The following is a 25,953-nucleotide window of genomic DNA, read 5'->3' as shown; positions in this document are numbered from 1 at the left end:
GGGAGAGGGAGTAGGACGCTTGTCAGCGTGACGTAGTTGCCGAAGCGGCGGCAGTCCCCTCTCCCTCGAAGAGGGGGAGGGTTAGGGAGGGGGCACCCCGCAGCGTCACTTCTTCACCGCCCGCAACGGCACCGGCCCGGCGCCACCTTGCCCGGCACCCTGCCCGGCCGGTTGCCCCTCCGGCGGCAGATCGTCGTTCAGCAGGGTCTTCAGCGGCACGTTCAGCAGGTCGCTCTGCCGCGCCTCGGCGGCGTCCAGCAGGCGGGCGGTGCGCTCCTGCCAGGGCAGGTCCAGCCCGCCCAGACCGTGGACCGAGCCGCGCATGCCGATGCCCAGCGCCTTCAACAGCTCCAGCAGAGTCGCCTCGCCCATGTCGCGGGTCACCACCCAGGCATCGCGGGTGGTGTGGGCCACCCAATGGGCGTCGCGCAGCTGTTCCAGAATGCCGTCGATCAGCAGCGTGCCCACCGGCACCCGGCCGACCAGCGTGCGCCGGCGCATGCCGACGCCCAGCCGGCTCGCCTCCATCAGCTCATGCAGCACGGCAAGCGCCAGCGCCAGCCGCTGCGCCGGCAGCAGCCCCTCCATGCCGCCGCGGGTGACCTTGCCCGCCCGCCATTCCGGCAGGGATGCGGCGACCACCGCGCCGAACAGCACCGTCGACCAGGCGATGTAGAGCCAGAACAGGAAGATCGGCACCACCGACAGGGCGCCGTAGATGGTCTGGTAGGCCGGGTATTCGCGCATGTACCAGCCGAAGATCGCCTTCGACCCCTCCAGCAGGATCGAGCCGATGGCGCCGCCGCACAGCGCGTCCAGCCAGAACACGTCGCGATTCGGGATCACCAGATACAGCAGCGTACAGCCCAGCAACTGCAATCCGAACGGCAGCAGCATGCCGATCCCCGCCAGCGGGTGGACCACGCCCTGCAGATGCGCCACCTCCAGCGCGGTCCACAGCGTGCTGGACAGGGACAGGCTGGCGCCGGCGAACAGCGGGGTCAGCGACACCACCGCCCAGAAGGACAGGATGCGGGTCACATAGGATCGCGGCTCGCGCACGCGCCAGACGGTGGCGAAGGACCCCTCTATGGTCCAGATCAGCAGCACCGCCGACACCGCCAACCCGATCACGCCGAAGATCGGCATCTGCCCGGCGTTCGCCATGAAGCGGCCGAGATATTCCAGGATCGCGTCGCCGATCTCCGGCACCAGATTCTTGACCAGAGCCGTCTGGATGCGCAGCTGCAGCGCGCTGAAGGCCGGGAAGGCGGAGAAGATGGCGAAGCCGATGGTCATCATCGGCACGATGGCCAGCAGCGAGGTGTAGGTCAGCGCCGCCGCGGTCTGGAAACAGTTGTCGTTGTAGAAGCGCAGCATCGAGTGGCCGAAGAAGCCGCCAAGCTCCCTCAGACCGCTCAGGATGCGGCTGCGCTCCTCCTCCTCGCGGCCTTCCGTGTCCTTAGGGTGAGCCATGCGACGCCTCCTGCGGCGGGACCGCCCGCGTCGGTTTGACCGGTGGGCGCTTTCGTGTAGGATGCGCCCCACTTTTCGCGGCTCGTCCCGCTGCACATCCGTCGTTCACGAGGTTCCGATGTCCAATCCGATGCCGCTCATGGCCGGCAAGCGTGGCCTGATCATGGGCGTGGCCAACGATCGTTCGATCGCCTGGGGGATCGCCTCCACCCTGGCCCAGCACGGGGCGGAGCTTGCCTTCACCTATCAGGGCGATGCGCTGCTGAAGCGGGTGAAGCCGCTGGCCGATCAGGTCGGCGCCAAGCTCGTCCTGCCCTGCGACGTGACGGACGAGGCGAGCATCGACGCGACCTTCGCCGCCATCGAGAAGGAGTGGGGCGGGCTGGACTTCGTGGTTCATGCCATCGCCTTTTCCGACAAGAACGAACTGGACGGGCTGTACCTGGACACGACGCGGGCCAACTTCCTGCGCACCATGGACATCTCCTGCTACTCCTTCACCGCGGTGGCGCAGCGCGCCGTGCCGCTGATGAAGGACGGCGGCAGCCTGCTCACTCTATCCTACTATGGCGCCGAGCGCGTCATGCCCCATTACAACGTGATGGGTGTCGCCAAGGCGGCGCTGGAGGCCAGCGTGCGTTACCTGGCCGTCGATCTGGGTGGCCGCAACATCCGTGTCAACGCCATCTCCGCCGGTCCGATCAAGACTCTGGCCGCCAGCGGCATCGGCGACTTCCGCTATATCCTGAAGTGGAACGAGCTGAACGCCCCGCTGAAGCGCAACGTCACCATCCAGGAGGTCGGCGGCGCCGGCCTGTTCCTGATGTCCGATCTCGGCAGCGGCGTCACCGGCGAGGTGATGCATGTCGACAGCGGCTATCACACCGTCGGCATGGTCGCGGTGGACGAGGCGGCCGAGGTCGCCAGCCTGCTGGGCTCGCTGGGCGGCACGCCGAAGGCCGGCTGAAATCCAGTCGGTTGAGCCAGAGAACGGCGCCCGCAATCGCATGACGAGGAGAGGGATCGGTACGCCGATCCCTCTTTGCGTTTGCAAAAACGGCGTTTATGATTTGCGCAATATTCGCGGATTTGGGTAATATTCATGCGCGCTCGCAAGAAAATGGACTCGGTTTCTCCGATCCTTGAGCAGATCCTCTATGGCGGGTCCAGCGTGTCGATGAATCTCATCGCCATCACGCGCGAGATTCCGGAAGAGCAGCGCATGTTCAAGGCCCAGGGCCTGAACAACTGCATCCTGTTCAAATACCCGAACTTCGACGACCGCGAGGACGACGGCGGCGATCCCATCGCCGAGGACGAGGAACTGGAAGGCGGCGAGCGTCCGGTCGAGACCGGCATCTATGTGCCCCACAACGCCCGTGCGCCGGAGGCCGGCGGCATCGCCATCTATCTGCGCGGCCGCAACAGCGCGACCCTGCTGGAGGAGCAGTTCGGCCTGAAGCACGGGCCGCAGGAAAACGGCATCATCGGCGACATGAAGATGCTGCAGATGATCGACGACGTTCCGTCGCTCGACGCCTTCCTGCTGAAGACCTGCTTCGAGGCGGAGAAGGTCAACGTCGACCCGCGCCACTGGCTGATCTCCAACGAGGAGGACCACCAGCTCCGCCGCCTGATCCGCGCCCGCATCGAGCCGATCGTCCGCAAGGCGCTGTCCGGCAGCCAGGGCAGCGCCGGAAGCATCGAGCGCTTCCTGGAGGCGATCTGGAACCCCAACCTGGAAGAGGCCGGCCTGTTCGTCTCCGCCTTCGGCATCGAGCGGTCGGAGGCCGACACCATCTTCAGCGCGTGGAAGGGCACGACCTTCTACGAATACCAGCTGCGCCGCATCGCGCCCCGCGCCCGCACCATCCTGACCTGGCTGAAGTCGCGCGACTGCATCCCGGTCGACATCCGCATGCACAAGCCCTACGAGACCCAGCTGCTGATGCACATCGAGCGGGTGGGCAAGCTGCTGGAAACCACGCTGCTCGACATTCGCACCATCCTGTCGGACTACGAGACGTCGTTCAGCAGCTTCATGAACGGCCAGCCGGAGCCCTTCCGCGATTACCTGCGCAGCATCCGCTCGCGCTACTGGCTGCTCGGCTACTGCGTCTCGGCCCTCACCAGCGTCGCCCATCTGGACGCCCGCTGCATGAAGAACACGCCGTCGCGCAAGCTGTACTTCGAAGGCATGCAGAAGCTGCTGCGCCAGTTCGACGTCGCGCTGGACCGCCGCCGAGAACAGAAGGGCTCGCTCTGAGGGATTTCACTGCCGCCTGAAACCCTGTTGGGCCATCAGGCGGCGGGGATCCCAATCAGCCATTCGCCCGAACAATCCTGCTGAGCGCACGGCCGCGCAGCATGCTCTCATGGACGAAGCCCAGGATATCGACACTGCCATCGGCTGCGACCCGAAAGACGATCAGGTGACGCGGCGCGTGGATTCGCTCGGCCGGATCGGCGATGCGGGTCCTACTGTGCCAGCTGTGGTAAAGCCCGACCCGAAGCCCGGCCGCCTGGACCCATTCGATGCCATGACGTCGCGAATCGTCGGCGATATCCTGCATAGCCTGGACGAGAAGCGCCGCATAGCGCATCCGACCAACCTCGTGGAAGTTCCGCTCGCTCCAGTCCAGGATATCGTCCAGTTCGGCTTCCGCCGGACCGGAAAGGCGGAAGGCGGTCACCGTCATCCCCGTCTGGCGGCCGCACGCATGGCGGCACGGCGATTCAGGTCCGCCAGCAGGTCGCGCCGTCCCTCTTCGCCCTGCACCAGACGGAAGTCGCCCTGCTCGATCGCAGCGATGCCATTGCGGGCGATGGCGCCAATGGCGGCAAGACTAGCCTGCTCCGCCTCCAGATCGTCCTGATAGCGGCGCAGCGCCTCGCGAACGACCTCACTGGCGTTCTGATGGCGCCCATGCTCGACCTGCTGGTCGATGAAATCGCTCAAGCGGTCCGTCAGGCTGAAGTTCCGGCCGGTCATGACACCTCTCCACTTCCTGGTAGCAAAGTTTGATACCAACCCCGGACGCCGTCAATCTCCCGCCACGGAGCATCGGCAAGCCCAACAAAAAAGGCGGCGCCTCGCAGCGCCGCCTTCTTCATTTCGGAACCCCGAACCGTCAGGTGCCCTGCGGTTCCGGACCCATGCCGCCGCTCTCCTGCCCGGTGCTGGGCGGGACGGAGGACCGGCGGCCGGTGCCGGTGGTCGGACGCGGCGGGACGGCCATCGTCTCGCGGTCGTCGTCGCGCAGGATCGGTTCGCCGCGCAGCAGACGGTTGATCTCGTCGCCGCTCAGCGTCTCGTACTCCAGCAGGCCCTTGGCCAGGGTGTGCAGCTGGTCGATGTTCTCGGTCAGGATGGTCCGGGCGCGGTCGTAGCTCTCGTCCACGATGCGGCGGATTTCCTCGTCGACCAGCTGGGCGGTGCGGTCGGACATGTTCTTGTGCTGGGTCACCGAATGGCCCAGGAACACCTCCTGCGTCGGCTCGCCGTAGAGCAGCGGACCGAGCTTATCGCTCATGCCCCACTCCGTCACCATCCGGCGCGACATCTCGGTCGCCATCTTGATGTCGCCCGAGGCGCCGGTGGTCACCCGCTCCTTGCCGAAGATCAGCTCTTCCGCGATGCGGCCGCCCATGGCGACGGTCAGGTCGGCCAGCAGCTTGGCCTGCGACAGGCTGATGCGGTCGCCTTCCGGCAGGCGCATCACCATGCCCAGCGCACGGCCGCGCGGGATGATGGTGGCCTTATGGACCGGGTCGCTGTCGGCGCAGTGGATGGCGCAGATGGCGTGGCCGGCCTCGTGGTAGGCGGTCAGCTTCTTCTCGTCCTCGGTCATCACCATGGAGCGGCGTTCCGCACCCATCATGACCTTGTCCTTGGCGTTCTCGAACTCGTTCATGCCGACGACGCGCTTGCCGATGCGGGCGGCCAGCAGCGCTGCTTCGTTCACCAAGTTCGCCAGATCGGCGCCGGAGAAGCCGGGGGTGCCGCGGGCGATGACCTTGGCGTCGACATCCGGCGACAGCGGGACCTTCCGCATGTGGACCTTGAGGATCTTCTCGCGGCCCAGCACGTCGGGGTTCGGCACCACGACCTGACGGTCGAAGCGGCCCGGACGCAGCAGCGCGGGATCGAGAACGTCCGGACGGTTGGTCGCGGCGATCAGGATCACGCCCTCGTTCGCCTCGAAGCCGTCCATCTCGACCAGCAGCTGGTTGAGGGTCTGCTCACGCTCGTCGTTGCCGCCGCCCAGGCCGGCGCCGCGATGGCGGCCGACCGCGTCGATTTCGTCGATGAAGATGATGCAGGGGGCGTTCTTCTTGCCCTGTTCGAACATGTCGCGGACGCGGCTGGCGCCGACACCGACGAACATTTCGACGAAGTCCGAACCGGAAATGGTGAAGAACGGCACATTGGCTTCGCCGGCCACCGCGCGGGCGGTCAGCGTCTTACCGGTACCCGGCGGGCCGACCAGAAGGCAGCCCTTCGGGATCTTGCCACCCAGCCGCTGGAACTTCTGCGGGTCCTTCAGGAACTCGACGATTTCCGTCAGCTCCTGTTTGGCCTCGTCGATGCCGGCGACGTCGTCGAACGTCACGCGGCCGACCTTTTCAGTCAGCAGGCGAGCCCGCGACTTGCCGAAGCCCATGGCCTTGCCGCCGCCGGACTGCATCTGGCGCATGAAGAAGATCCAGACGCCGATCAGCAGAAGCATCGGGAACCAGGACAGCAGCACCGAGAACAGCGACGGCACGTTGCTGTCATCGGGGACCGCGTTGATCCGGACATTCTTGTTGGTCAGGCGCTCCACCAGCCCCGCTTCGGGCGGGACATAGGTGCTGAAGGAGCGGCCGTCCGAGAAATGGCCCGAAACCTGGTTGCCCTTGATCGTCACGTCTGCAACCTGGCCCCGGTCCACTTCGGCGAGAAGCTCGCTGAACGGAACGGTCGTTTGCGGGCTGCGGGTGGAAGAACTCTGGAACAGATTGAACAGGGCCACGAGCAGCAGCCCTATGATGATCCAGAGCGCGAGGTTCTTGCCGAAATTGTTCACGTCACACGCCTTTCTGCGAACCCATCGCCATGCGGTGCGCCGACAAGGCCGCACCCCGGACTCCTACGGGCACGTTCCCTGATTAAATAATGCCGCGCCGGTCCGAAACAACCGTAAAAGCTGGTCTTCCCAACGACGAAAGCGGACGGAAGATCGCGCGGTCCATCGGGACCTGTCCATCCGCGTCTGACCCGTATCGTCCGCCAACCATTGGTACGCCAAGCAATTCCGTTCCCGACCAAAGGCTTGGCAGCGTTTCCCGCACCGGAACCGGCAGATCGGGCACCCTCTCCGGCGCCAGCCGGGCCACCCATTCGCGCCAGCCCGCCGCCCCCAGCGCAGCGACCATAACGGGCTTGCCATGTCGCGGCGACACCCGCAGGTCGAAGCGGCCGTCCCACAGCACCCGCCCGCCCGGCGGCACGCTCAGCCGCTCCATTGCGGCAACCGGCTCGCGCGCCACCATGACGGCGCCCCGCCGCATCCGCGCCACGCAGCCGCCCAAGGTCGTGCCCTGCCCGTCCGCCAGAGCGCCGAGCAGCCGCTCCAGCGCCTCGTCGCGCACGGGATGGGCCGGCCCGCCGACCGCAGCCAGTGCCTGGGCCAGCGCCCGCAGCGCGATCTCCGCCGGCGCGTCCAGCAACGGTGCAGGAGCCAGCGTGATCCAGCCTTCCGGATGAAGGATCGCCGCCTCGGCAAGTAGCCCGGCGGTCGCCTGTTCCAGCGCTGCCCGCGCCCGTCCGGCGCGGCGGGCGACCTCGCCCAATCGGATGGCGTCCAGCCCCTCCCCGCCCAGCAGATCGACGGCGGCGCGCAGCCGGGCGCGGGCGAAGCGCGGATTGCGGTTGGACGGGTCCTCGATCCAGTCGACACCCTCGGCGCGGCAGGTCGCCAGCAGCCGGTCATGGGAAAAGTTCAGCAGCGGCCGGATCACCCGCACCGCCCCGTCGGCGCGCACAGCGGCCATGCCGGCCAGCCCATCGATGCCGGAGCCGCGGGCCAGCCGCAACAGCACCGTCTCCGCCTGATCGTCGCGATGGTGGGCGAGCGCCAGGTGCAGGATGCCCGCCTCATCGCAGGCCGCCGCCAGCAGCCGGTGCCGCGCCGCCCGGGCCGCCGCCTGCAATCCGGCCGAGGGCTTCTCCCCGTCCCAGCGCAGGATACGGTGAGGAATTCCGAGTCGGGCCGCCGTCTGCCCGACCGTCGCCGCCTCGTCGGCCGATTCGGGCCGCAAGCCGTGGTCGACGGTCAGCGCCAGCAGGCTTCCGCCCCGCTCTGCGACCCAATGCCGCAGCAGCAGAACCAGCGCCATGCTGTCGCCGCCGCCGGAAAGCCCAACGGCAACGGCCGGCGCCGGTTCGAATCCGCCCAGCGCCGCCATCGCACGGGCGAACTCCTCCCGCGATACCGGATCGGAGTCGCCGGTCCCGCCCATCAGGCCGGGCAATTGATGCGCTTGCGCTCCGTATCGGCGCGGCGCTTCACGCTGGCCGATGCTTCGGGGAACTTGGTCAGCAGCTGGTTGAAGGCGGTGCAGGCATCCGACTTCTTGTTCATCTGCTGCAGGGTCATGCCCAGCTTCAGCAGGCTGTCGGCCGCCTTCGGGTTGCTGCGGTACTTGGACAGCACCTCGGCGAAGGCCTGGGCCGCTTCCGGGAAGCGGTTGCGGACGTAATAGCTCTCGCCCAGCCAATATTGCGCGTTGCCGGCATAGGCGTGGGACTTGTTCTTGGCGATGAACTCCTGCAGCGCCTTCTCCGCCCGGTCATAGTCGGAGTTGCGCAGCAGTTCGAACGCCTGTTCATACTGCTTTTCCGGCGACAGGCCGGCGGTGGAAGGCGGATTCGCTGCGGCGGTCTGCGCCGGCTTGTCGGCTGGCTTCTTCTCGTCGGCGGCGGCCTTCGCCGGCTTCGACGGGGCGGCATCGGCCATGGCGCCGCCGCCCATGGCACCTCCCATGGCGCCCCCGCCCTTCTCCAGCTCCTTCAGGCGGAAATCGACATCGGCGTTCACCTTCTCCAGGCGCTCGCGCAGCTGGGTGACCTGATAAGTCGATTCCTCGTACTTGCCGGTCAGGTCCTGGATGGCGCGCTCCAGGTTCTGCAGCCGGATCTCGAAATCGGCGGCGACGGAGGGCGACAGCTGCGCCACCTCCACCGGACCGCCCAGCGCCGAAACCTGGGTTTCCAGCGATTGCAGCCGCTCGATCTGCCCCTTCGACTGGGCCAGGGCGGGGCTTGCCGCGAGCATGCCACCCAGCAGCAGGGCGGCGACGGGACGGATGTTGGTCATGCGCGTGGGATCCTGAGGAGATCTGATGCCGGGGGAAACACCCACGGCGACCATGGCGAACGAAAAAGGCGACGCGATGGCCGCTGTTTAGCAGAACTTGCGCACCGGCGCAAAAGAACCGACAGCGCCGGGATTCCGGCCGTCAAACAAGCCGGAGGATACCGCCCGCCGAAAAGAAAAAGGCGCCGCCCCGGTTGCCCGGCGGCGGCGCCTTTTCCCAATTCCCCGTCAGGCGGGGACCGGCGTCATCAGTTGACGACGGTCACGCCACGGCGGTTCTGCGACCAGGCGGCCTCGTTCGAGCCAACAACGGCCGGACGCTCCTTGCCGTAGGACACGACGTTGACGCGGCCGGCCGGAATGCCCTTCGCGGCCAGGTAGTTCTTCACCGAGTTGGCGCGGCGCTCACCCAGGGCCAGGTTGTACTCGCGGGTGCCGCGCTCGTCGGCATGACCCTCGACGGTCACGGTGACCGAACCGTAGGTCTGCAGCCACTTGGCCTGACGGTCGAGGGTGGCGCGAGCCTCCGGCGACAGGTCGAAGCGGTCGAGGCCGAAGAAGACGCGGTCGCCGACGTTGACGACGAAATCTTCCGCCGAGCCCGGGCGGACCGAGGTCTGCTGGGCACCGGTGTTGGCGCCGTTGGCGGCGTCGTTCGGCGTGGATTCGCAAGCGGCGAGCAGGGCAACCGCGGCGAGGGCGAGGAACTTCATGCGCATGTTCAGGGACCCCTTGAACGACAATTGTTGAGTGGCCGGACTAGTCAGCACGAGAGCCGCTTCTTTTCGCCAATCCCCGACGAAAAGACGACGTCCGACCTTTGTCTTGAGCATTGCTCCCGCGCCGCCGCAAAATAGGGCTACTCCACTAGGGAATCAAGGGCGACCACGCGGGGTCCGACGCGCCGACCGGGGTGCTCACGCGACGTTCGTTGGCGCCGGTGATGTCGATGCTGTACAGCTGGGCATTGCGGCCACGGCCGTCACCCGTCGGCAAGTCCTTGAAGAACATGAGAACACGGCCGTTGGGCGCCCAGGTCGGCCCCTCGACGTGGAAGGCTTCGGTCAGGATCCGTTCCCCGGTTCCATCCGGACGGATTACGCCGATTGCAAAGCTGCTACCACGCTGGCGCGTGAAGGCGATCAGATCGCCGCGCGGCGACCACACCGGCGTACCGTAGCGGCCCTCGCCGAAGGTCAGCCGCTTCACGCCCGATCCGTCGGCGCCCATGACATAGAGCTGCTGCGTGCCGCCGCGGTCCGACTCGAAGACGATGCGCTGGCCGTCCGGCGAATAGCTGGGACCGGTGTCGATGCCCGGCGCGTCGGTCAGCTGGGTCTGGCGGCGGGTGCGCAGGTCCAGCGTGTAGATGTCGGTGTTGCCGTTCTGGGCCATCGACATGATGACCTTGTTGCCGTCGGGCGAGAAGCGCGGGGCGAAGGTCATGCCGGGGAAGTCGCCCAGGACCTCCTGGCGGCCGGTGTCGATGTTGAACAGGTACACGCGCGGCTTCTTGTTGAAGTACGACATGTACGTGATTTCCTGGGACGTCGGCGAGAAGCGCGGCGTCAGGACCAGGGTCTGTCCGTCGGTCAGGAACTGATGGTTGGCGCTGTCCTGGTCCATGATGGCCAGCTGCTTCTTGCGCGCGTTCGCCGGGCCGGATTCGGCGACATAGACGATGCGCGTGTCGAAATAGCCGTCCTCGCCGGTCAGGCGCTTATAGATGGCGTCGGCCACGATGTGGGCGATGCGGCGCCATTCCTGCGGCGAGGCGCTGTAGCTCAGCCCCTGCATGTACTGGCCGGCGGCCACGTCCCACAGGCGGAAATCCACCTTCATGCGACCGTCGCCGCCCGTCGTGGTGTTGCCGGCGACCAGCGCCTGGGCGCCCAGCGCCTTCCAGTCCGGGTAACGCGGCTCGCCGCTGCGCAGCTGCTCCGGCGTCTGCAGGAAGCCGCGCGGGTCCAGCGGCTTGAACAGGCCGGACCGCTCCAGGTCGGCGGAGATGACCTTGGAGATGTCGGCGCCCAGCTGGGCATCGCGTCCGCCCGCACCGGCGAAGCTGGTGATCGCGATGGGCAGCGGCTCGGACACGCCCCGCGTGATGTCGATGCGCAACTCGGCGCGCGCCTCCTGCGGAGCGGCAACGCCGAGGGAGAGGAGAAGCGCGCCGGTGGCCCCGGCCAGCTTCAACAGAAGCCTCGTCTTCGTCGTCATGGTCAGAACATGTCCCTCGGGTCGAAATTGAACACGATGAAGCGCCAGTCTTCATAAGTCTGCGACGTGAACTCGCTGGGCAGCAGGTCCAGCGGGCTGGACCGTTTGACCGCGCGCACCGCCGCATCGGCCGACGCCCGGAAGGCGGCGTCCGACATGTAGCGCGACTTGTACTTCTCGTCGATCCAGGCGCGGATCACGCTGTGGTCGCGGCCGACCTCGACGTGGATCTCGATCTGCATCGAGCCAGCGTCCTTGCGGCCGCTGTCGAAGTTCCAGTTCTTGCTCAACTGGCCGCGGATGGCGTCCAGCGCGCGGCCCGACGGCTTGAACGGCTTGTCGGGGCCGTTGGTTGCCTTCGCCGCACCGGCCGGCGCCGCCGAGGCGGTCTTCTGGCTGGGCTTGGCGTCGCTGTTGGCGCTGGCCGATGCCTTGCCGTCCGCCTTCGGGTTGTCCGACGGCTTGATCTTCCCGACGTTCGACAGCAGGTCGGACAGCGGGTCGGTCTTGGCCGACGGCTTCTCCGGCTGCTTGGCCGGCGTCTCCGCCTTCTTCGGCTCGGCCTTCGCGACCTCCTTCGCCGGCTCCGGCTTCTTCGGCTCCGCCTTGGGCGGTTCCGGCTTCGGCTCGTGCTTGGGAGGCTCAGGCTTCTTCGGCTCAGGCTTGGGCGGCTCAGGCTTCGGAGGTTCCGGCTTCGGAGGCTCAGGCTTGGGCTCGTGCTTCGGCGGTTCCGGTTTGGGCGGTTCCGGCTTCGGCGGCTCGGGCTTGGGCGGCTCCGGCGGTTTCGGAGTCGGCGACGGCGCCGGATCCGGGGGCGGAGGCGGCGGGGGTGGTGGCGGCGGAGGGGGAGGGGTCGGGGCAGGCTTGGGCGGCGGCGTCGGCTCGCGCGGGGGCGGCGGCACCTGGGCGACCTTCGGCGGCTCCGGCGTCTTCGCAGGCGGCGGGGGCGGTGGGGGCGGCTCGTCCTCCTCGTCCGGCGGCTCGGGCGCCGGCTTGGCTTCCGGCGTCGGCGGGCGCGGCGCGGCGTTGGCCGGCTTGGGCTCGCCCTTCTCGACGCGGGCGGCCTGGGTGACCTCACCGATGTCGACGATCTCGATCGGAATCGAGGAGGCGATTTCGAGCTTGCGATCGCTGGGCGGCATGCCGAGCACCATCAGCGCGACCAGCGCGACGTGCAGCACCGCCGAGGCGATCAGGGGCTTGCGCATGGGAGTTCCGCCCGCCTCAACGCGCCGGTTTGGGCGCGCCGACCCGCGCGCTGGACGCGGTCGGACCGTTCGGCATCTCGGCGACCAGACCGACCTTCTTGAAGCCGGCGGCGCTCATGGTGCCCATCACCTCCAGCATCTTGCCGTAGGCGATCTTGGCGTCGCCGCGGACCAGGATGCGGGCTTCCGGGTTGTTGTTGGTCACCGCGATCAGCAGCGGCACCATGTTGCCCAGTTCGACCGGCGTCTCCTGGACGAAGACGCGGCCGTCGGTCTGCACGGTGACGAACAGCGGGTCCTTCTGCTGCTCCAGCGGAGCGGCGTTGGTCTTGGGCAGGTCGACCGGCACGCCGACGGTCAGCATCGGGGCGGCCACCATGAAGACGATCAGCAGGACCAGCATGACGTCGATGAACGGCGTCATGTTGATCTCGGCCATCGCGCGATAGCCCCGGCGCTTGCCGCGTCCGTGGGACTTGCCTGCGAGTTGTCCGGCCATGGTTCAGGCGGCTCCCCGCTCCTCGAGGTGGCGGGACAGGATCGCCGAGAACTCGCCCGAGAAGGTGTCCAGCCGGTCGGCGTAGCGGCCGAGGTCGGTGGAGAACTTGTTGTAGGACAGCACCGCCGGGATGGCGGCCAGCAGGCCCATGGCGGTGGCGAACAGCGCCTCGGCGATGCCCGGCGCCACGACGGCGAGGCTGGTGTTGCCCGAGCCGGCGATCGAGGTGAAGGAGTTCATGATGCCCCACACCGTGCCGAACAGGCCGATGAAGGGCGCCGTCGAGCCGACCGAGGCCAGGAAGGTCATGTAGCGTTCGGCCCGCGCCATCTCGCGGCCGATGGTCACCGCCATCACCCGCTCGACCCGCTGCTGCAGCGAGCCCTTCATGGTGCCGGCGATGCCGCGGTCGGCGGCGTGGCGCCATTCGCGCATGCCGGCGGCGAAGGTCGCGGCCATCGGGTCGGCCGGGGTCTGGCCGATGCGGTCGTACAGCGCGTCCAGCGACCCGCCCGACCAGAAGGCCTCCTCGAAGGAGTCGGCCTGGGCGTTCAGGCGGCGGATCCGCATCAGCTTTTCGATGATGATCGCCCAGCACCAGATCGAGGCGACGACAAGCATCATCATCACGATCTTGACGACCGCGTCGGCCTGCCAGAACAGGCCGAGGATCGTGATCTCATGTGCCGTCGTGGCGGCGTTGCCGGCCAGTTGGGCGGTTTGCAGGGCGTCCATCGCAGTCAGTCTCGCGGTTGCGCTGTTGGCACGGGGATGTGGAAGGGAAACGGTCGATTAAGGGTGGGCAGGCGTCGAGGAGCTTTGCTTTGCATACAGCGACTCCATCGCCGCTTTCACCGGTTCGGGAAGGCGCACGGCCCGCCCGGCCCGGTTGATCGTCACCAGCTGCAGGTCGGCGCGCGCCAGCACGCGACCGTCGCGGCGAATGACTTGTGCAACTGCGAAGGAGGCTCCGCGGATATCGACGATTCGGGTTTCCACTTCAAGCGTGTCCTCCAGCTTGGCAGGGGCGTCAAAATCGATGGTCAGGCGCCGTACCGCAAATGACACACCTGTGACATCGCCCAAACCCTCCGCCATCTCCTTCTGACGGAAGCCCATCAGGTACAGCATCTCCGTCCGCGCCCGCTCCGCGAATCGCAGGTAATTGGCGTGGTAGACGATGCCGCCGGCGTCGGTGTCCTCGTAATAGACCCGCAGCGGATAACGGTGCGTGCCGTCCTCCGCGAACCGGCCCGAGAGGGAAGGAGCGACGTTACTCATCGTCGCCCTCGTCCGTGGCGCCTTCGGTCGGGTCGGGAACCCGGTCCAGCAGGTCGAGCTGACGGAGCGGCGCGTTCGGCGGGTTGAGGCCGAGATAGCGGAAACCCTGGTCGGTCAGCATGCGCCCGCGCGGCGTGCGCTGCAGGAAGCCCTGCTGGATCAGGTAGGGTTCGACCACCTCCTCCAGCACGTCGCGCTGCTCACCCAGAGCGGCACCCAGCGTCTCGACGCCCACCGGTCCGCCGCCATAGTTGTTGGCGACCAGCCCGAGATAGCGGCGGTCCATGCTGTCCAGCCCGAGCCGGTCGACCTCCAGCCGGGTCAGCGCGGCATCGGCGACTCGCTTGTCGACCTCCTCCACGCCGGCGACCGCGGCGAAATCGCGCACCCGGCGCAGCAGCCGGCCCGACACGCGCGGCGTTCCGCGCGACCGGTTGGCGATCTCGCGAGCGCCCTCGGGCGTGATGCCCATGCCCAGCACGCCCGCGGCGCGGCGCACGATCAGCTCCAACTCGTCCGGCTCGTAGAATTGCAGGCGCACTGGAATGCCGAAGCGTTCGCGCAAGGGGCGCGTGATCAGGCCGCTGCGCGTCGTGGCGCCGACAAGGGTGAAGGGCGGCAGATCGATCCGGATGGACCGCGCCGACGGGCCTTCGCCAATGATGAGGTCGAGCTGGAAATCCTCCATGGCGGGATAGAGCACCTCTTCCACGGCGGGATTAAGGCGATGAATCTCGTCGATGAAGAGGACGTCGTGCGGCTGCAGATTGGTCAGCAGCGCCGCCAGATCGCCGGCCCGCGCGATGACCGGACCGGAGGTGGCGCGGAACCCCACCCCCAGTTCGCGCGCCACGATCTGCGCCAGCGTGGTCTTGCCCAGGCCGGGGGGCCCGAACAGCAGCACATGGTCCAGCGCCTCGTTGCGGGAGCGGGCGGCCTGGATGAAGATCGACAGGTTCTCGCGCGCCTGCCGCTGGCCGATGAACTCGGCGAGAGTCAGCGGGCGGATCGACGACTCGGATGAGTCGCCCTGCCCCTGGCCCGGCTGGACCAGACGGTCGGAATTGGGGTCGCTCATTGGCTCAGTTCCTTGAGGCCCTGGCGGATCAGATCGGACACGCCGGCGTCATCGCCCAGCACGCGCCCGGCGGCGACGACCGCGCCGAAGGCCTCCGACCGGCCATAGCCGAGATTGACCAGCGCCGACACCGCGTCGGCCAGCGCCGGGCTGGCGCCCGGAACGGCGGCGGGGGCGCCCTTGCCGGCCGGCGCACCCGCGGTCGCCGCGGGGCCGAGCGCCAGATTGCCGACCTTGTCCTTCAGCTCGTTGAGGATGCGCGCCGCCACCTTCGGCCCGACGCCGTCGGCGCGCACCAGCGCGGTCTTGTCCTGCGAGGCGATGGCGCGGGTCAGCTGGTCGGGATCGAGCACGCCCAGGATCGACAGCGCCAGCCGGGCGCCGACGCCCTGGATGGTGGTCAGCAGCTTGAACCATTCCCGCTCCGCCTGATCGCCGAAGCCGTGCAGGACGATGCGTTCCTCGCGGATGAAGGTCTCGACCACCAGCGAGGCCCGCTCCCCCACCGCCATGCGCGACAGGGTGCGGTTGGAGCAGGACAGCAGGTAACCGACGCCGTTCACGTCGAGCACGACCCAATCGGTGCCGGTGGAATCGACGATGCCGGTCAGCTTGGCGATCATGGGAACTCCCGGCCCGAGGGCTGGCTGCGAAGAATGGGGGTCTCTTCGAGACGCGCGCGGATGGTTTCCAGCACGCCGTCAAGGTTGTCGATCACGTCGGTGTTCCAGAAGCGCAGGATGCGGAAGCCGGCCTGCTCCAGCATGCGCGCCCGCCTCTCGTCATGGGCGGCGCGCTGCTCGGCATGCTGGCCGCCATCCAGTTCGATGATCAGGCGATGGTCATGGGCGACGAAGTCGGCGACGAAGCCAAGAATCGGCTCCTGCCGCCGGAATTTCGCGCCGAGCTGGGCATTGCGCAGCTTCTGCCAGACGATCTTTTCCACATCCGTGGCGTTCATCCGCAGATCGCGCGGCCGCCCCGTTATGTAGTCAGTGGGCTTCGCCTTTGCGATGCTCGCCATATCCCCCTCTCCCCCCCGGCGAGAGGGTCGGGGTGAGGGGGAGGCACCGCGTGGAGTCTTGGGAGAGGCACGCCGCGCGTCCCCCTCACCCTCCTCTCTCCCGGGGGGGGAGAGGGTTTGTCGCATCGGTTCGGCATTCCGCCGCCACATTGTCCAACTGGCGCGGTGGTGCGCGTGGCAGATCGCCACGGCGAGCGCGTCGGCGGCGTCCGGGCTGCCGATTTCGCAGCCGGGCAGCAGCAGGCGCACCATCGTCTGGACCTGCGCCTTTTCGGCGCGGCCCTGCCCGACGACCGCCTTCTTCACCATGTTGTTGGCGTATTCCGCCACCGCCAGCCCGGCCTGGGCCGGCACCAGCAGGGCCACGGCGCGGGCCTGCCCCAGCTTCAGCGTCGAGACGGCGTTGCTGTTGACGAAGGTCTCCTCCACCGCCGCCTCGTCGGGGCGGTAGCGCTCCACCACCGCCGACAGCGCGTCGTGGAGCTGCACCAGCCGCTCGGCCAGCGGGCAGGAGTCGTCGGAATGCACGGCGCCGTCGGCGACGTGGCTCAGGCGGTTGCCCGCCACGTCGATGATGCCCCAGCCGGTGTGGCGCAGGCCGGGGTCGATCCCCAGCAGCCGCACCGGCGAAGGCACCGCCGCCTCAGTTCGTCCTGCCCGCGCAAACACGGCACCCGCACTCCGCCTGCAAGACCAGCGTTCAGCTTACGCGGTCAGCTTCTGCATCAGCTCGTCGGAGATGTCGAAGTTGCCTTCGACCACCTGGACGTCGTCGTTGTCCTCCAGCACGTCCAGCAGCTTCAGCAGGCTGGCCGCGGCATCCTCGGACGGGGCGACGGTGTTCAGCGGTCGCCAAGTCAGACGCGCGCTCTCCGCACCGCCGAACTTGGCCTCCAGCGCGTCGCGCACCGCGCCGAAATTCTCGACCGTGGTGGTGACCTCGTGGCCGTTCTCGTCGGATTCGACGTTGTCGGCACCGGCCTCCAGCGCCACCTCGAACACGGCGTCGGCATCCGCCGCGGCGGCCGGGTAATAGATCGCGCCGATGCGGCTGAACATGAAGCTGACCGAGTTGGTCTCGCCCAGGCTGCCGCCGTACTTGGTGAAGCTGGAGCGCACTTCCGCGGCGGTGCGGTTGCGGTTGTCGGTCAGCGCCTCGACGATCAGCGCGACGCCGCCGGGGCCGTAGCCCTCGTACCGAACCTCTTCATAGTTCGCGTCGTCGCCGCCGCCGGGCGTGCCCTGCTTGATGGCGCGGTCGATGCGGTCGCGCGGCATGTTCTGCGCGCGTCCGGCCAGGATGGCGGCGCGCAGGCGCGGGTTGGCCGCCGGGTCGGGCAGACCGCTCTTGGCGGCGACGGTGATCTCGCGGGCGAGCTTGTTGAAGATCTTGGACCGCTTGGCGTCCTGCGCGCCCTTGCGGTGCATGATGTTCTTGAACTGGGAATGACCGGCCATGGGTCGAACGAGCCTCGAAACGGAAAATGGTCAATCGGGCGGGGTGAGCGCACGACACATGTAACAGGTCTGCCGCCCCACCGCACCTTTTCGGCGCGGGAGACGACACCCACGGGATTAGAAAGTCAATATGGCGAGATTGCGGCGCGGCCGGGGTCGAGCTGTGAACGCCCTACTGAATCCGTTCCGGCAAAGTCTGGCTCAGCCGCCCGCCGATGCGCAACGGCTCGATGCGTACGGCCAGCCCAGTGCGGTCGTCGGTCTCGACGTAGCAGCCGCAGACGGTGCCCTCGCCTTCCGCCGGGGACAGCCGCTCGGTCGGCAGCTTGCGCACCATCTTGGCCAGCGCCACCTCCTTCTTCATGCCGATGGCACTGTCGTAATCGCCGCACATGCCGGCGTCCGACTGATAGGCGGTGCCCTTCGGCAGGACCATATGGTCGGCGGTCGGCACATGGCTGTGGGTGCCCACCACCAGCGAGGCACGGCCGTCGCAGAAATGGCCCATGATCATCTTCTCGCTGGTCGCTTCGCCATGCATGTCGACCAGCACGGCATCGACGCCCCCCGGCCCGAGGCGGTGCGCCTTCAGCACCCGGTCCACCGCGGCGAAGGGATCGTCCATCGGCTCCATGAACAGGCGCAGCAGCACGTTGATGACCAGCACCTTGCGCCCGCCGCGCGCCTGCAGCAGGACGAATCCGCGGCCGGGCGTGCCCTCCGGGTAGTTCAGCGGGCGGATGATGCGCGGCTGCTGCTCGATGGTGGAAACCAGTTCCTTCTGGTCCCAGGTGTGGTTGCCCAGCGTCACCACGTCGATGCCGGCCTCGAAGAACTCCTCGGCGATCTTCACGGTGACGCCATAGCCGCCGGCGGAATTCTCGCCATTCACAACGGTCAGGTCAGGGTCCAGCTTCTCGCGCAGCATCGGCATGTGCGCCAGCACCGCCTCGCGCCCGGCCCGGCCCACCACATCGCCGAAGAACAGAATCCGCATCGCCCCAACCTTCCCGATTGGATCGGATCGCGTAAAATCGGTATCGATTTGAAGCGTGAATCCGATCGTCAAACACAAAACTATAGCTCCCTGCGTTTCATATTAAACGCTCGGAGCTATAGCTCACTTACGAATGCGGAGCGTCTCGCGCTCCGTCACGATCCAGTCCAGCCGCTCGTCATGGCCGTCCACCGGCACCGCCGGCATTTCCTGCGCGGCGAAGGCCACGCCGACCGCGATCACCGCGCCGCCGTCGCGCAGGGCATCCAGCGTCCGGTCATAATAGCCGGCGCCATAGCCCAGCCGATGGCCGGAGCGGTCGAAGGCCAGCAGCGGCACCAGCAGCAGAGACGGCCGCAGCACCGCGCGCCCCTCCGCCGGCTCCCGGATGCCGTAACGGCCGACCACCGTCTGCGCCTGCGGGTCCCAGTCGCGGAAGACCAGGGCGGTGCCGCGCGGCCCCGACACCGGCAGGCCGACGGAGTGACCAAGTTTCTTAAGATGGAGCAAAGCCGGCCGCGCGTCGAGTTCCGAGCCGAGCGGCCAATACCCCCCGGCGTCGCCGCGCGGCAGATGGCCGCCGCGCGCCAGTTCGGCGATACGGTCGCGCACGGCGGTCGAGGCGAGGGAGCGGTCGGAGTCGGCGATGGCGTCGCGCCGGGCGCGCGCCTCGCGTCGGGCGGCGTCCTTGGCTTGCGGATCGGTCATCGCGGACTGCGTGCGGGAAGAAGAGGGTGGAAGGCGCCGCCTCGGCCGGTGGCCATGTGCCTATCCTCCATGGCCTGCATGAGCAGGTGGGCGCCGTGTACCCGGCCCAATGGGCCGGACAGGGACAGCTCCCTAGAGATCAAGGTTATCGGCCCTGGGGATTATTGCAGCCTGTCGAACCAGGCAGCGGTCCTTCCGTGTACCAATCTAGGCGCGCTCGAGCCGCGCGGCAACCTCTTCGATGCGTTTTGCCACACGATCGAGTTCGCCGACCACCGCGCCCTCGTCCACGGCGGGGGCGATGCCCTTGCCGGACATCACGTCCTGCAGCTCGTCGGCCAGCACCAGACAGGTCATCAGCATCATCTGCGCCTCCGACCCACTGCGCCCGCCGCCGGTCAGCCGGCGCAGCCGGTCGTCGACATAGGCCGCCAGTTCCCGCAGACGCGCTTCCTGACCGTCCTCGCACAGCATGCGATAGAAGCGGCCGTTCACTTCGATATCGACCTGGGCCATGGCGTCAGCTCTCCAGCACTTGTTGCAGTCGGGCGATGGCGACCTCCAGCCGCTGGGACACCGCCTCTGCGGTGGCCTGGGCGGTCGCCCGGTCCGCCCGCGCGGTTTCCAGCGCCTGCGACAAGTCCTGTTCGCGCCGGACCACCCGCTCATCGCGGGCCGTCGCGGCATGTTCCAGCCGGTCCACGGCGCGGCCGAGACGGTCGAGAGCGGCTTTCAGGGAATCCATGGACGTCAACCTCGACCTGTGGGCACGTCATGTTCGCCGGGCATCGGTCCCGCCCCGGCTGTCGCCAAGCCGAACCGCTGCCTTATCGGAGCGCCTAGAGTTGGGCCGGCACGCCGACCGCGTCAACCGTCACGACGGACTCTTCCACCGAATGCCCATACGGAATACCGGGGCGTGACGGAAGGCCGCAGCGGATGCAACAGTGACGAAACAAAGCCGGACGGCGCGCTTCCCACACGGAAGAGGGGCCTCTGCCATACCATTTCCTACCCCATTCCCATGTTGACCTGCGGACGGCGGTTCTGCATGGTGCGCCCGTTTCGCGGCGCCTTTCGGGGCGACCGCGCAACGTCCGTTGCCGACGCCGCAACCGCGCCCGACTCCGCAGGAAACGCCAGATGTCCGCTGCCTCCGCCCAGCCCTCCCTCCACACGATGGCCAGCGCGATCCGCGCGCTCTCCATGGACGCGGTCGAGGCCGCGAAGTCCGGCCACCCGGGCATGCCGATGGGCATGGCCGACGTCGCCACGGTCCTGTTCACCCAGTACCTGAAGTTCGATCCGAAGAACCCGTCCTGGCCCGACCGCGACCGCTTCGTGCTGTCGGCCGGCCACGGGTCGATGCTGATCTACTCGCTGGCCTACCTGACCGGCTACGAGCGGATGACCATCGACGAGATCAAGCGCTTCCGCCAGCTGGGCAGCCTGACCCCCGGCCACCCGGAAGTCGATCCCAGCCTGGGCATCGAGATGACCACCGGTCCGCTCGGCCAGGGCGTCTCCACCGCCGTCGGCATGGCGCTGGCGGAGCGGATCACCAACGCCCGCTTCGGCGACGAGCTAATCGACCATTACACCTACGTCATCGCCTCGGACGGTGACCTGATGGAGGGCGTCAGCCACGAGGCCTGCTCGCTGGCCGGCCATCTCGGGCTGAACCGCCTGATCGTGCTGTGGGACGACAACCACATCTCCATCGACGGCTCGACCGACCTCAGCTTCACCGACAACACCCAGGCGCGCTTCCGCTCCTACGGCTGGAACACCATCGCCGTCGACGGCCACGACACCGACGCGGTGTCGAAGGCCATCGCCCAGGCCCGCACATCCACCGACAAGCCGACGCTGATCGCCTGCCGCACCATCATCGGCAAGGGTGCGCCGAACAAGGCCAACACCCACGGCTGCCACGGCTCGCCGCTGGGCGCCGACGAGGTCGCCGCGACCCGCACCGCCATCGGCTGGACCCATGAGCCCTTCGTCGTTCCCGACGAGGTTCTGTCGGCCTGGCGCACCGCGGGCAGCCGCAGCGCCGACGCCTACGCCGCCTGGGCCGGCCGCCGCGCCACCCTGACCGAGGGTGCCGGCAAGGCGTTCGACGAAGCCTTCGGCCGCGGCGTTCCGTCCGCACTCACCGACACCATCGTCGCCTTCAAGCAGAAGGTCAGCGCCGAGAAGCCGAGCTGGGCGACCCGCGTCGCCTCCGGCAACACGCTGGAGGTTCTGGTCCCGGCGATCCATGAGCTGATCGGCGGCTCCGCCGACCTGACGCCGTCGAACAACACCAAGGTCAAGAACACCGCCGACGTGAAGGGCAAGGGCGAGTTCGCCGGCCGTTACGTCCGCTACGGCGTGCGCGAGCACGGCATGGCGACGCTGATGAACGGCATGACGCTGCATGGCGGCATCATCCCCTACGGCGGCACCTTCATGCAGTTCGCCGACTATTGCCGTCCGTCGATCCGTCTGGCCTCGCTGATGAAGCAGCGCACCATCTTCGTGATGACCCACGACTCGATCGGCCTCGGCGAAGACGGCCCGACCCACCAGCCGGTCGAACATCTGGCGGCGCTCCGCGCCATCCCGAACCTGCTGGTCCTGCGCCCGGCCGACGCGGTCGAGACCGCCGAATGCTGGCAGATCGCGCTTGAGGCCACCGGCAGCCCGTCGGTCCTGGCGCTGACCCGTCAGAACGTCCCGACCCTGCGCACCGAGCACACCGCCGAGAACCTGTCCGCCCGCGGCGCCTACGTCCTGGCCGAGGCCGAGGGCGAGCGCAAGGCGACCATCCTCGCCACGGGTTCGGAAGTGTCGCTGGCGATGGAGGCCCGCAAGGCCCTGCAGGCCCAGGGCATCGGCACCGCCGTTGTGTCTATGCCGAGTTGGGAACTGTTCGAGCGTCAGGACGACGCTTACAAGGCTTCCGTCCTCGGCACCGGCGTGCGCGTCGGCGTCGAGGCGGCGATCCGTCTGGGCTGGGACCGCTGGCTGGGCGACAAGGGCGCCTTCGTCGGCATGGCCGGCTTCGGCGAATCGGCGCCGTACCAGGAACTGTACAAGCACTTCGGCATCACCGCCGAAGCAGTCGTGGACGCCGTTAAGGCGCGTCTCTGAGAGAAGCCGAAGGGGCGTCCAGCAGAATTCGGGCGCCCCATATCCAACTGGAGGAAGTCATGGCTGTACGGGTAGCGATCAACGGTTTTGGCCGCATCGGCCGTCTGGTTCTGCGCGCCATCTACGAGAGCGGCCGCAAGGACGTGGAGGTCGTGGCGATCAACGACCTCGCCGATCTGAAGGCCAACGCGCACCTGCTGAAGTACGACAGCGTCCACGGCCGCTTCCCCGGCACCATCGAGACGGGCGAGGGCGTGCTGATCGTCAACGGCCACTCCATCAAGGTCGTGCAGGAGCGTGACCCGGCCAAGCTGCCGTGGAAGGATCTGGGCGTCGAGATCGCCATGGAATGCTCGGGCATCTTCACCAAGCGCGCCGACGCCGCCAAGCATCTGGAAGCCGGTGCGCAGAAGGTCCTGATCTCGGCCCCGGCCACCGACGAGGACATCACGGTCGTCTACGGCGTCAACCATGACAAGCTGACCGCCGAGCACAAGATCGTCTCGAACGCCTCCTGCACCACCAACTGCCTGGCCCCGGTGGCCTTCGTGCTGAACAATCTGGTCGGCATCGAAAAGGGCTTCATGACCACGATCCACTCCTACACGGGTGACCAGCGGATCGTCGACACCAACCACAAGGACCTGCACCGCGCCCGCGCTGCTGCCCTGAACATGATCCCGACCTCGACCGGTGCGGCCAAGGCGGTCGGCAAGGTTCTGCCGGAGCTGAAGGGCAAGCTGGACGGCACCGCCATGCGCGTCCCGACCCCGAACGTCTCGGTCGTCGACTTCAAGTTCACCGCCAAGCGCGCCACCTCGGTCGAAGAGATCACCAAGGCGATCTCCGATGCCGCCAACGGCCCGCTGAAGGGCGTGCTGGAGGCCTACACCGAAGATCTGGTGTCGACCGACTTCAACCACGACCCGCACAGCTCGATCTTCGCGCTGAACGAGACCAAGGTCATCGACGGCAACTTCGTCCGCATCATGACCTGGTACGACAACGAGTGGGGCTTCTCCAACCGCATGAGCGACACCGCCGTCGCCATGGCGAACGCCAAGTAAAATCTCAGACACAAAATTGCTGCCCCAGTGAATTTGGCCAAGACCATCATAATTTCTGGTGATTGGCCTGACGATCTGGGGCGGCTGTTTTCAAAGATTTGATCTGTAATTTTCTGCCACGTTAAACTTCATTGCATTAACTCCCGAATTTTTATTGCAGTCCATCTCCAGGCCCGCATACCACGCAGATTAGTCTGCCGATTGAATTGGCCACGGAGGTGAATGGACAGGAGCCGCGCGTGCGCCGCATCATTGGTCTCGATGTTCTTCGTTTCATCGCGGCTGTGTGGGTCGCTCTCTCCCACGGCGCCAATCTTCCCCTCAGGGAAATGTTGGGCAAGGAAAGCCTGCCAACGCTCTTTGTTACCGCCTTGAACAACATGGCGTTCAACGGCGTCGCTGCGGTGGTGGTATTCTTCCTTATTTCCGGCATGTGCATTCACCTGCCGCACCGCCATGCGCATCGTATCGAACTTGCGCCTTATCTGACCCGCCGTATGCTCCGCGTTGGCCTTCCTTTGCTGGCTGGCGGCGCCATCGTTGGGCTATTGGGCGGTTCCGCGCCAGAATGCTATCAAGCGGTGCTATGGAGCCTGTATTGCGAACTGGCCTTCTACCTCGCTTATCCAGTTCTGCATCGTCTGTTCCGCCGATTTGGAATTCCCGCCTGCATCACGACCGCCTATCTGGTTGCGGTCATCGTGATCGCGGTTTTCGACTTCCCGCTCTACCCATGGGCAATGGGCCCGTTCACATGGCTGGTGTGGCTGCCAAGTTGGCTTTTGGGCTGTCTGCTCGCAGACCGGATGACTGCTACGGAAACTTCCGGAAGCGTCACGGGGCTAATTTACTGGCGGTGCGGCGCTTGGATTCTGACATTCGCCGCCACATTGGTCATGGTGCATGCGCCGATCAAGATCGGGGCTCCCATCACCATGAATGCATTCGCCCTATATGCCTATCTGTGGCTGGGGCGCGAACTGCATCGATTCGCGCGGATCGGCCAACCTCTAATTCCGGCCGCCATCGGCTCCTTCGCGTTCTCACTGTATCTCGTCCATTTCCCGACTATGACCCTGGTTAAGCAAGCCCTTGCCGGTTCCCACCCCCTGGCGGTGTGGGCCGCTCAAATCGCGGCGATCATCGCGGTCACGGCTGCTTTCTTCCTGCTCGTCGAGCGCCCCTCCCACCAACTGGCACACCGGCTCTCCAAAGCCTGCATGGCCACATCCTGAGGCAATATCCTGATTGGGGCGGGGCTATGGCGTCACAACACGTCCATTGACGGAGTATCGCAAGGAGGGGCGAACAGCCTTCGATGCCGTCAAGACACCGGGATGCCGCCACACAGCCGTTTTCATCCGGCCTTCACATTGGTCACGCCGGCGGCACGGCCCAGACACTCGGCGATCCAGGCCGACACGCTCTTGCCCTCCCGCGCGGCGCAGTCGGCGACGGCGCGGTGCAGGATCGGGTTGATGCGGATGGCCAGCCGTCCGGAAAAGGGTTGTTCGCCCTCGCCCCCCATATCGCAGGACAGATCGAGGTAATCGTCGACCGCCCGCCGGAAGGAGTCGCGCAATTCGTCCACAGAGCGGCCGGAAAAGGTGATGCCGTCGTGGGTGTTGATGACCTCGCCGACAAAGACGCCCGCGTCGTTGTCGAAGTCGATCTGGGCCTTGTAACCCTTGTATTCCATCATCGCGGCATTCCCGGGGGAGGTATTCCAATGAAACGGACGCCGGTGCCCCGGCCTGCTGTCCGTTGTGACTGACCATACTCCGGGACCGCGATCGCAGGGTTTGACCTGCCTCAATTCTCTCAACCGGCTGAAGGCTGGAGCCCCATCGCACCCACCGCTAGAGTGTCCGCCCAGCCGCCACCCTGCCCCGCCCCGCCGCCGCCCATGACCGCCGCCCCGCAAATCCCCCCGCCCCTCCTCCGACCCATCCTGGTGCGCGGCCTCGCCGACGCGCTGGTGGCCGCCGCCATCGCCGACTCGACCGGTGTCGCCCTCGCCCTGATGGCGCCGCCGGCGGGCGGGGCGCTGTGGCTGCTCGGCCTGATCGGACGGGTGCGCCGGGCCCACCCCGGCCTGGGGGTGACCGGCCTGCTCGACTGCGGCGACCGCGCCGGCGAGGCGCAGGGGGCGTTGGCCGCCGGGGTGCCGGCCCTGCTGTTCACCGGCGGAACGGCAGCGGCGGACCGCTTGGCGGCCATCGGCGCAGCCCACGGCGCCGTGCTGCTGACCGCCTGCCCATCCCTGCTCGACCTTGCCGCCGAAAGTCATGGCTCCACCCGGCCGGTCCTGCTGGAGGCGCTATGCCGCGACTGGCTGACACAGGCCAACGGTTGGACCGAAAGTCATGCCGAGGGTTAGGTCCGGACTACCGCTTTTTCGCACAGCCTCACCGCGCAAAGGTGGTGTAACGTCACCT

Annotated in this window: 27 protein-coding genes, 1 other RNA gene and 1 pseudogene; 6 read left to right on the top strand and 23 right to left on the bottom strand. The window is 67.3% G+C overall.

What is annotated here, in order from left to right; all coding sequences use genetic code 11:
* Nucleotides 1–105: 105 nt before the first annotated feature.
* Nucleotides 106–1,476 (bottom strand): YihY family inner membrane protein, encoded by a 1,371-nt coding sequence (locus M5E06_RS03390; RefSeq protein ID WP_252137156.1) that lies wholly within the window; start codon nucleotides 1,474–1,476, stop codon nucleotides 106–108.
* 118 nt (nucleotides 1,477–1,594) lie between these two features.
* On the opposite strand from M5E06_RS03390, the gene fabI reads away from it, so the two are divergent.
* The gene (fabI, locus tag M5E06_RS03385) at nucleotides 1,595–2,443 is read left to right on the top strand and encodes an enoyl-ACP reductase FabI (RefSeq protein ID WP_109153572.1); all 849 of its coding nucleotides are present in this window, start codon (nucleotides 1,595–1,597) and stop codon (nucleotides 2,441–2,443) included.
* 135 nt (nucleotides 2,444–2,578) lie between these two features.
* The gene (locus tag M5E06_RS03380; RefSeq protein WP_109153571.1) at nucleotides 2,579–3,742 is read left to right on the top strand and encodes a hypothetical protein; all 1,164 of its coding nucleotides are present in this window, start codon (nucleotides 2,579–2,581) and stop codon (nucleotides 3,740–3,742) included.
* Between the two features lie 55 nt (nucleotides 3,743–3,797).
* Here the strand turns inward: M5E06_RS03380 and M5E06_RS03375 are convergent, their stop codons facing one another.
* The 21 genes and pseudogenes from M5E06_RS03375 to M5E06_RS03275 form a co-directional block, all read right to left on the bottom strand.
* Complete coding sequence (locus tag M5E06_RS03375) at nucleotides 3,798–4,175, bottom strand: type II toxin-antitoxin system RelE/ParE family toxin (RefSeq protein WP_252137155.1); 378 nt, start codon at nucleotides 4,173–4,175, stop codon at nucleotides 3,798–3,800.
* On the bottom strand, nucleotides 4,172–4,468 hold the full coding sequence (locus M5E06_RS03370) for a type II toxin-antitoxin system ParD family antitoxin (RefSeq protein ID WP_252137154.1): 297 nt from the start codon (nucleotides 4,466–4,468) through the stop codon (nucleotides 4,172–4,174). The genes M5E06_RS03375 and M5E06_RS03370 overlap by 4 nt, the downstream gene beginning before the upstream one ends.
* A gap of 139 nt (nucleotides 4,469–4,607) precedes the next feature.
* Entirely contained in the window at nucleotides 4,608–6,545 is a 1,938-nt protein-coding gene (gene ftsH, locus M5E06_RS03365) for an ATP-dependent zinc metalloprotease FtsH (RefSeq protein WP_109074586.1), read from the bottom strand.
* Between the two features lie 82 nt (nucleotides 6,546–6,627).
* Nucleotides 6,628–7,992 (bottom strand): tRNA lysidine(34) synthetase TilS, encoded by a 1,365-nt coding sequence (tilS, locus tag M5E06_RS03360; protein WP_252137153.1) that lies wholly within the window; start codon nucleotides 7,990–7,992, stop codon nucleotides 6,628–6,630.
* Nucleotides 7,980–8,837: a tol-pal system protein YbgF gene (ybgF, locus tag M5E06_RS03355; protein WP_252137152.1), complete on the bottom strand. Its 858-nt coding sequence runs from the start codon at nucleotides 8,835–8,837 to the stop codon at nucleotides 7,980–7,982. The genes tilS and ybgF overlap by 13 nt, the downstream gene beginning before the upstream one ends.
* A 248-nt stretch (nucleotides 8,838–9,085) precedes the next feature.
* Nucleotides 9,086–9,556 carry a peptidoglycan-associated lipoprotein Pal gene (pal, locus tag M5E06_RS03350; RefSeq protein ID WP_109074611.1) on the bottom strand — a complete coding sequence of 157 codons (471 nt, stop codon included), beginning with the start codon at nucleotides 9,554–9,556 and terminating at the stop codon, nucleotides 9,086–9,088.
* A gap of 148 nt (nucleotides 9,557–9,704) precedes the next feature.
* Nucleotides 9,705–11,057 (bottom strand): Tol-Pal system beta propeller repeat protein TolB, encoded by a 1,353-nt coding sequence (gene tolB, locus M5E06_RS03345; RefSeq protein WP_109074588.1) that lies wholly within the window; start codon nucleotides 11,055–11,057, stop codon nucleotides 9,705–9,707.
* A 2-nt stretch (nucleotides 11,058–11,059) separates the two neighbouring features.
* Complete coding sequence (gene tolA, locus M5E06_RS03340; protein WP_252137151.1) at nucleotides 11,060–12,265, bottom strand: cell envelope integrity protein TolA; 1,206 nt, start codon at nucleotides 12,263–12,265, stop codon at nucleotides 11,060–11,062.
* A gap of 16 nt (nucleotides 12,266–12,281) precedes the next feature.
* Nucleotides 12,282–12,764, bottom strand: coding sequence for an ExbD/TolR family protein (locus M5E06_RS03335; RefSeq protein ID WP_109074590.1), 483 nt, complete (start codon nucleotides 12,762–12,764; stop codon nucleotides 12,282–12,284).
* 3 nt (nucleotides 12,765–12,767) lie between these two features.
* Complete coding sequence (gene tolQ / locus M5E06_RS03330; RefSeq protein ID WP_109074591.1) at nucleotides 12,768–13,499, bottom strand: protein TolQ; 732 nt, start codon at nucleotides 13,497–13,499, stop codon at nucleotides 12,768–12,770.
* A gap of 57 nt (nucleotides 13,500–13,556) precedes the next feature.
* Nucleotides 13,557–14,045 (bottom strand): tol-pal system-associated acyl-CoA thioesterase, encoded by a 489-nt coding sequence (ybgC, locus tag M5E06_RS03325; RefSeq protein WP_252137150.1) that lies wholly within the window; start codon nucleotides 14,043–14,045, stop codon nucleotides 13,557–13,559.
* Complete coding sequence (gene ruvB, locus M5E06_RS03320) at nucleotides 14,038–15,123, bottom strand: Holliday junction branch migration DNA helicase RuvB (RefSeq protein WP_252137149.1); 1,086 nt, start codon at nucleotides 15,121–15,123, stop codon at nucleotides 14,038–14,040. The genes ybgC and ruvB overlap by 8 nt, the downstream gene beginning before the upstream one ends.
* On the bottom strand, nucleotides 15,120–15,746 hold the full coding sequence (gene ruvA, locus M5E06_RS03315) for a Holliday junction branch migration protein RuvA (RefSeq protein WP_252137148.1): 627 nt from the start codon (nucleotides 15,744–15,746) through the stop codon (nucleotides 15,120–15,122). The genes ruvB and ruvA overlap by 4 nt, the downstream gene beginning before the upstream one ends.
* Entirely contained in the window at nucleotides 15,743–16,147 is a 405-nt protein-coding gene (locus M5E06_RS03310) for an endonuclease domain-containing protein (RefSeq protein ID WP_286208695.1), read from the bottom strand. The genes ruvA and M5E06_RS03310 overlap by 4 nt, the downstream gene beginning before the upstream one ends.
* A gap of 159 nt (nucleotides 16,148–16,306) precedes the next feature.
* Nucleotides 16,307–16,771 (bottom strand): annotated as a pseudogene (gene ruvC, locus M5E06_RS03305) (crossover junction endodeoxyribonuclease RuvC); the annotation flags it as partial.
* Between the two features lie 81 nt (nucleotides 16,772–16,852).
* Complete coding sequence (locus tag M5E06_RS03300; protein ID WP_109154954.1) at nucleotides 16,853–17,605, bottom strand: YebC/PmpR family DNA-binding transcriptional regulator; 753 nt, start codon at nucleotides 17,603–17,605, stop codon at nucleotides 16,853–16,855.
* A 172-nt stretch (nucleotides 17,606–17,777) separates the two neighbouring features.
* Nucleotides 17,778–18,602: a TIGR00282 family metallophosphoesterase gene (locus M5E06_RS03295; protein ID WP_252137147.1), complete on the bottom strand. Its 825-nt coding sequence runs from the start codon at nucleotides 18,600–18,602 to the stop codon at nucleotides 17,778–17,780.
* A gap of 123 nt (nucleotides 18,603–18,725) precedes the next feature.
* The gene (locus tag M5E06_RS03290; RefSeq protein ID WP_252137146.1) at nucleotides 18,726–19,310 is read right to left on the bottom strand and encodes a 5-formyltetrahydrofolate cyclo-ligase; all 585 of its coding nucleotides are present in this window, start codon (nucleotides 19,308–19,310) and stop codon (nucleotides 18,726–18,728) included.
* Nucleotides 19,311–19,339: 29 nt separating this feature from the next.
* Nucleotides 19,340–19,503: non-coding RNA, 6S RNA (gene ssrS, locus M5E06_RS03285), on the bottom strand.
* Between the two features lie 14 nt (nucleotides 19,504–19,517).
* The gene (locus tag M5E06_RS03280; RefSeq protein WP_014247204.1) at nucleotides 19,518–19,826 is read right to left on the bottom strand and encodes a cell division protein ZapA; all 309 of its coding nucleotides are present in this window, start codon (nucleotides 19,824–19,826) and stop codon (nucleotides 19,518–19,520) included.
* 4 nt (nucleotides 19,827–19,830) lie between these two features.
* On the bottom strand, nucleotides 19,831–20,055 hold the full coding sequence (locus tag M5E06_RS03275; protein WP_085088803.1) for a hypothetical protein: 225 nt from the start codon (nucleotides 20,053–20,055) through the stop codon (nucleotides 19,831–19,833).
* A 398-nt stretch (nucleotides 20,056–20,453) separates the two neighbouring features.
* Here M5E06_RS03275 and tkt point away from each other — a divergent pair, with 398 nt between their 5' ends.
* The 3 genes from tkt (at nucleotide 20,454) to M5E06_RS03260 (ending at nucleotide 24,750) form a co-directional block, all read left to right on the top strand.
* Complete coding sequence (tkt, locus tag M5E06_RS03270) at nucleotides 20,454–22,448, top strand: transketolase (RefSeq protein WP_252137145.1); 1,995 nt, start codon at nucleotides 20,454–20,456, stop codon at nucleotides 22,446–22,448.
* A 59-nt stretch (nucleotides 22,449–22,507) separates the two neighbouring features.
* The gene (gap, locus tag M5E06_RS03265) at nucleotides 22,508–23,515 is read left to right on the top strand and encodes a type I glyceraldehyde-3-phosphate dehydrogenase (RefSeq protein ID WP_252137144.1); all 1,008 of its coding nucleotides are present in this window, start codon (nucleotides 22,508–22,510) and stop codon (nucleotides 23,513–23,515) included.
* A 239-nt stretch (nucleotides 23,516–23,754) separates the two neighbouring features.
* The gene (locus M5E06_RS03260; RefSeq protein WP_252137143.1) at nucleotides 23,755–24,750 is read left to right on the top strand and encodes an acyltransferase family protein; all 996 of its coding nucleotides are present in this window, start codon (nucleotides 23,755–23,757) and stop codon (nucleotides 24,748–24,750) included.
* A 122-nt stretch (nucleotides 24,751–24,872) separates the two neighbouring features.
* Here the strand turns inward: M5E06_RS03260 and M5E06_RS03255 are convergent, their stop codons facing one another.
* On the bottom strand, nucleotides 24,873–25,217 hold the full coding sequence (locus tag M5E06_RS03255) for a type II toxin-antitoxin system HicB family antitoxin (protein WP_085088791.1): 345 nt from the start codon (nucleotides 25,215–25,217) through the stop codon (nucleotides 24,873–24,875).
* Between the two features lie 252 nt (nucleotides 25,218–25,469).
* Here M5E06_RS03255 and M5E06_RS03250 point away from each other — a divergent pair, with 252 nt between their 5' ends.
* Complete coding sequence (locus M5E06_RS03250; RefSeq protein WP_252137142.1) at nucleotides 25,470–25,895, top strand: hypothetical protein; 426 nt, start codon at nucleotides 25,470–25,472, stop codon at nucleotides 25,893–25,895.
* Nucleotides 25,896–25,953 lie beyond the last annotated feature (58 nt).

Source organism: Azospirillum sp. A1-3 (assembly GCF_023806445.1).
Taxonomy (GTDB): Bacteria; Pseudomonadota; Alphaproteobacteria; order Azospirillales; family Azospirillaceae; genus Azospirillum.
The sequence above is the reverse complement of the archived record's forward strand: the minus strand, read 5'-3'. Positions and strand labels throughout refer to the sequence as shown.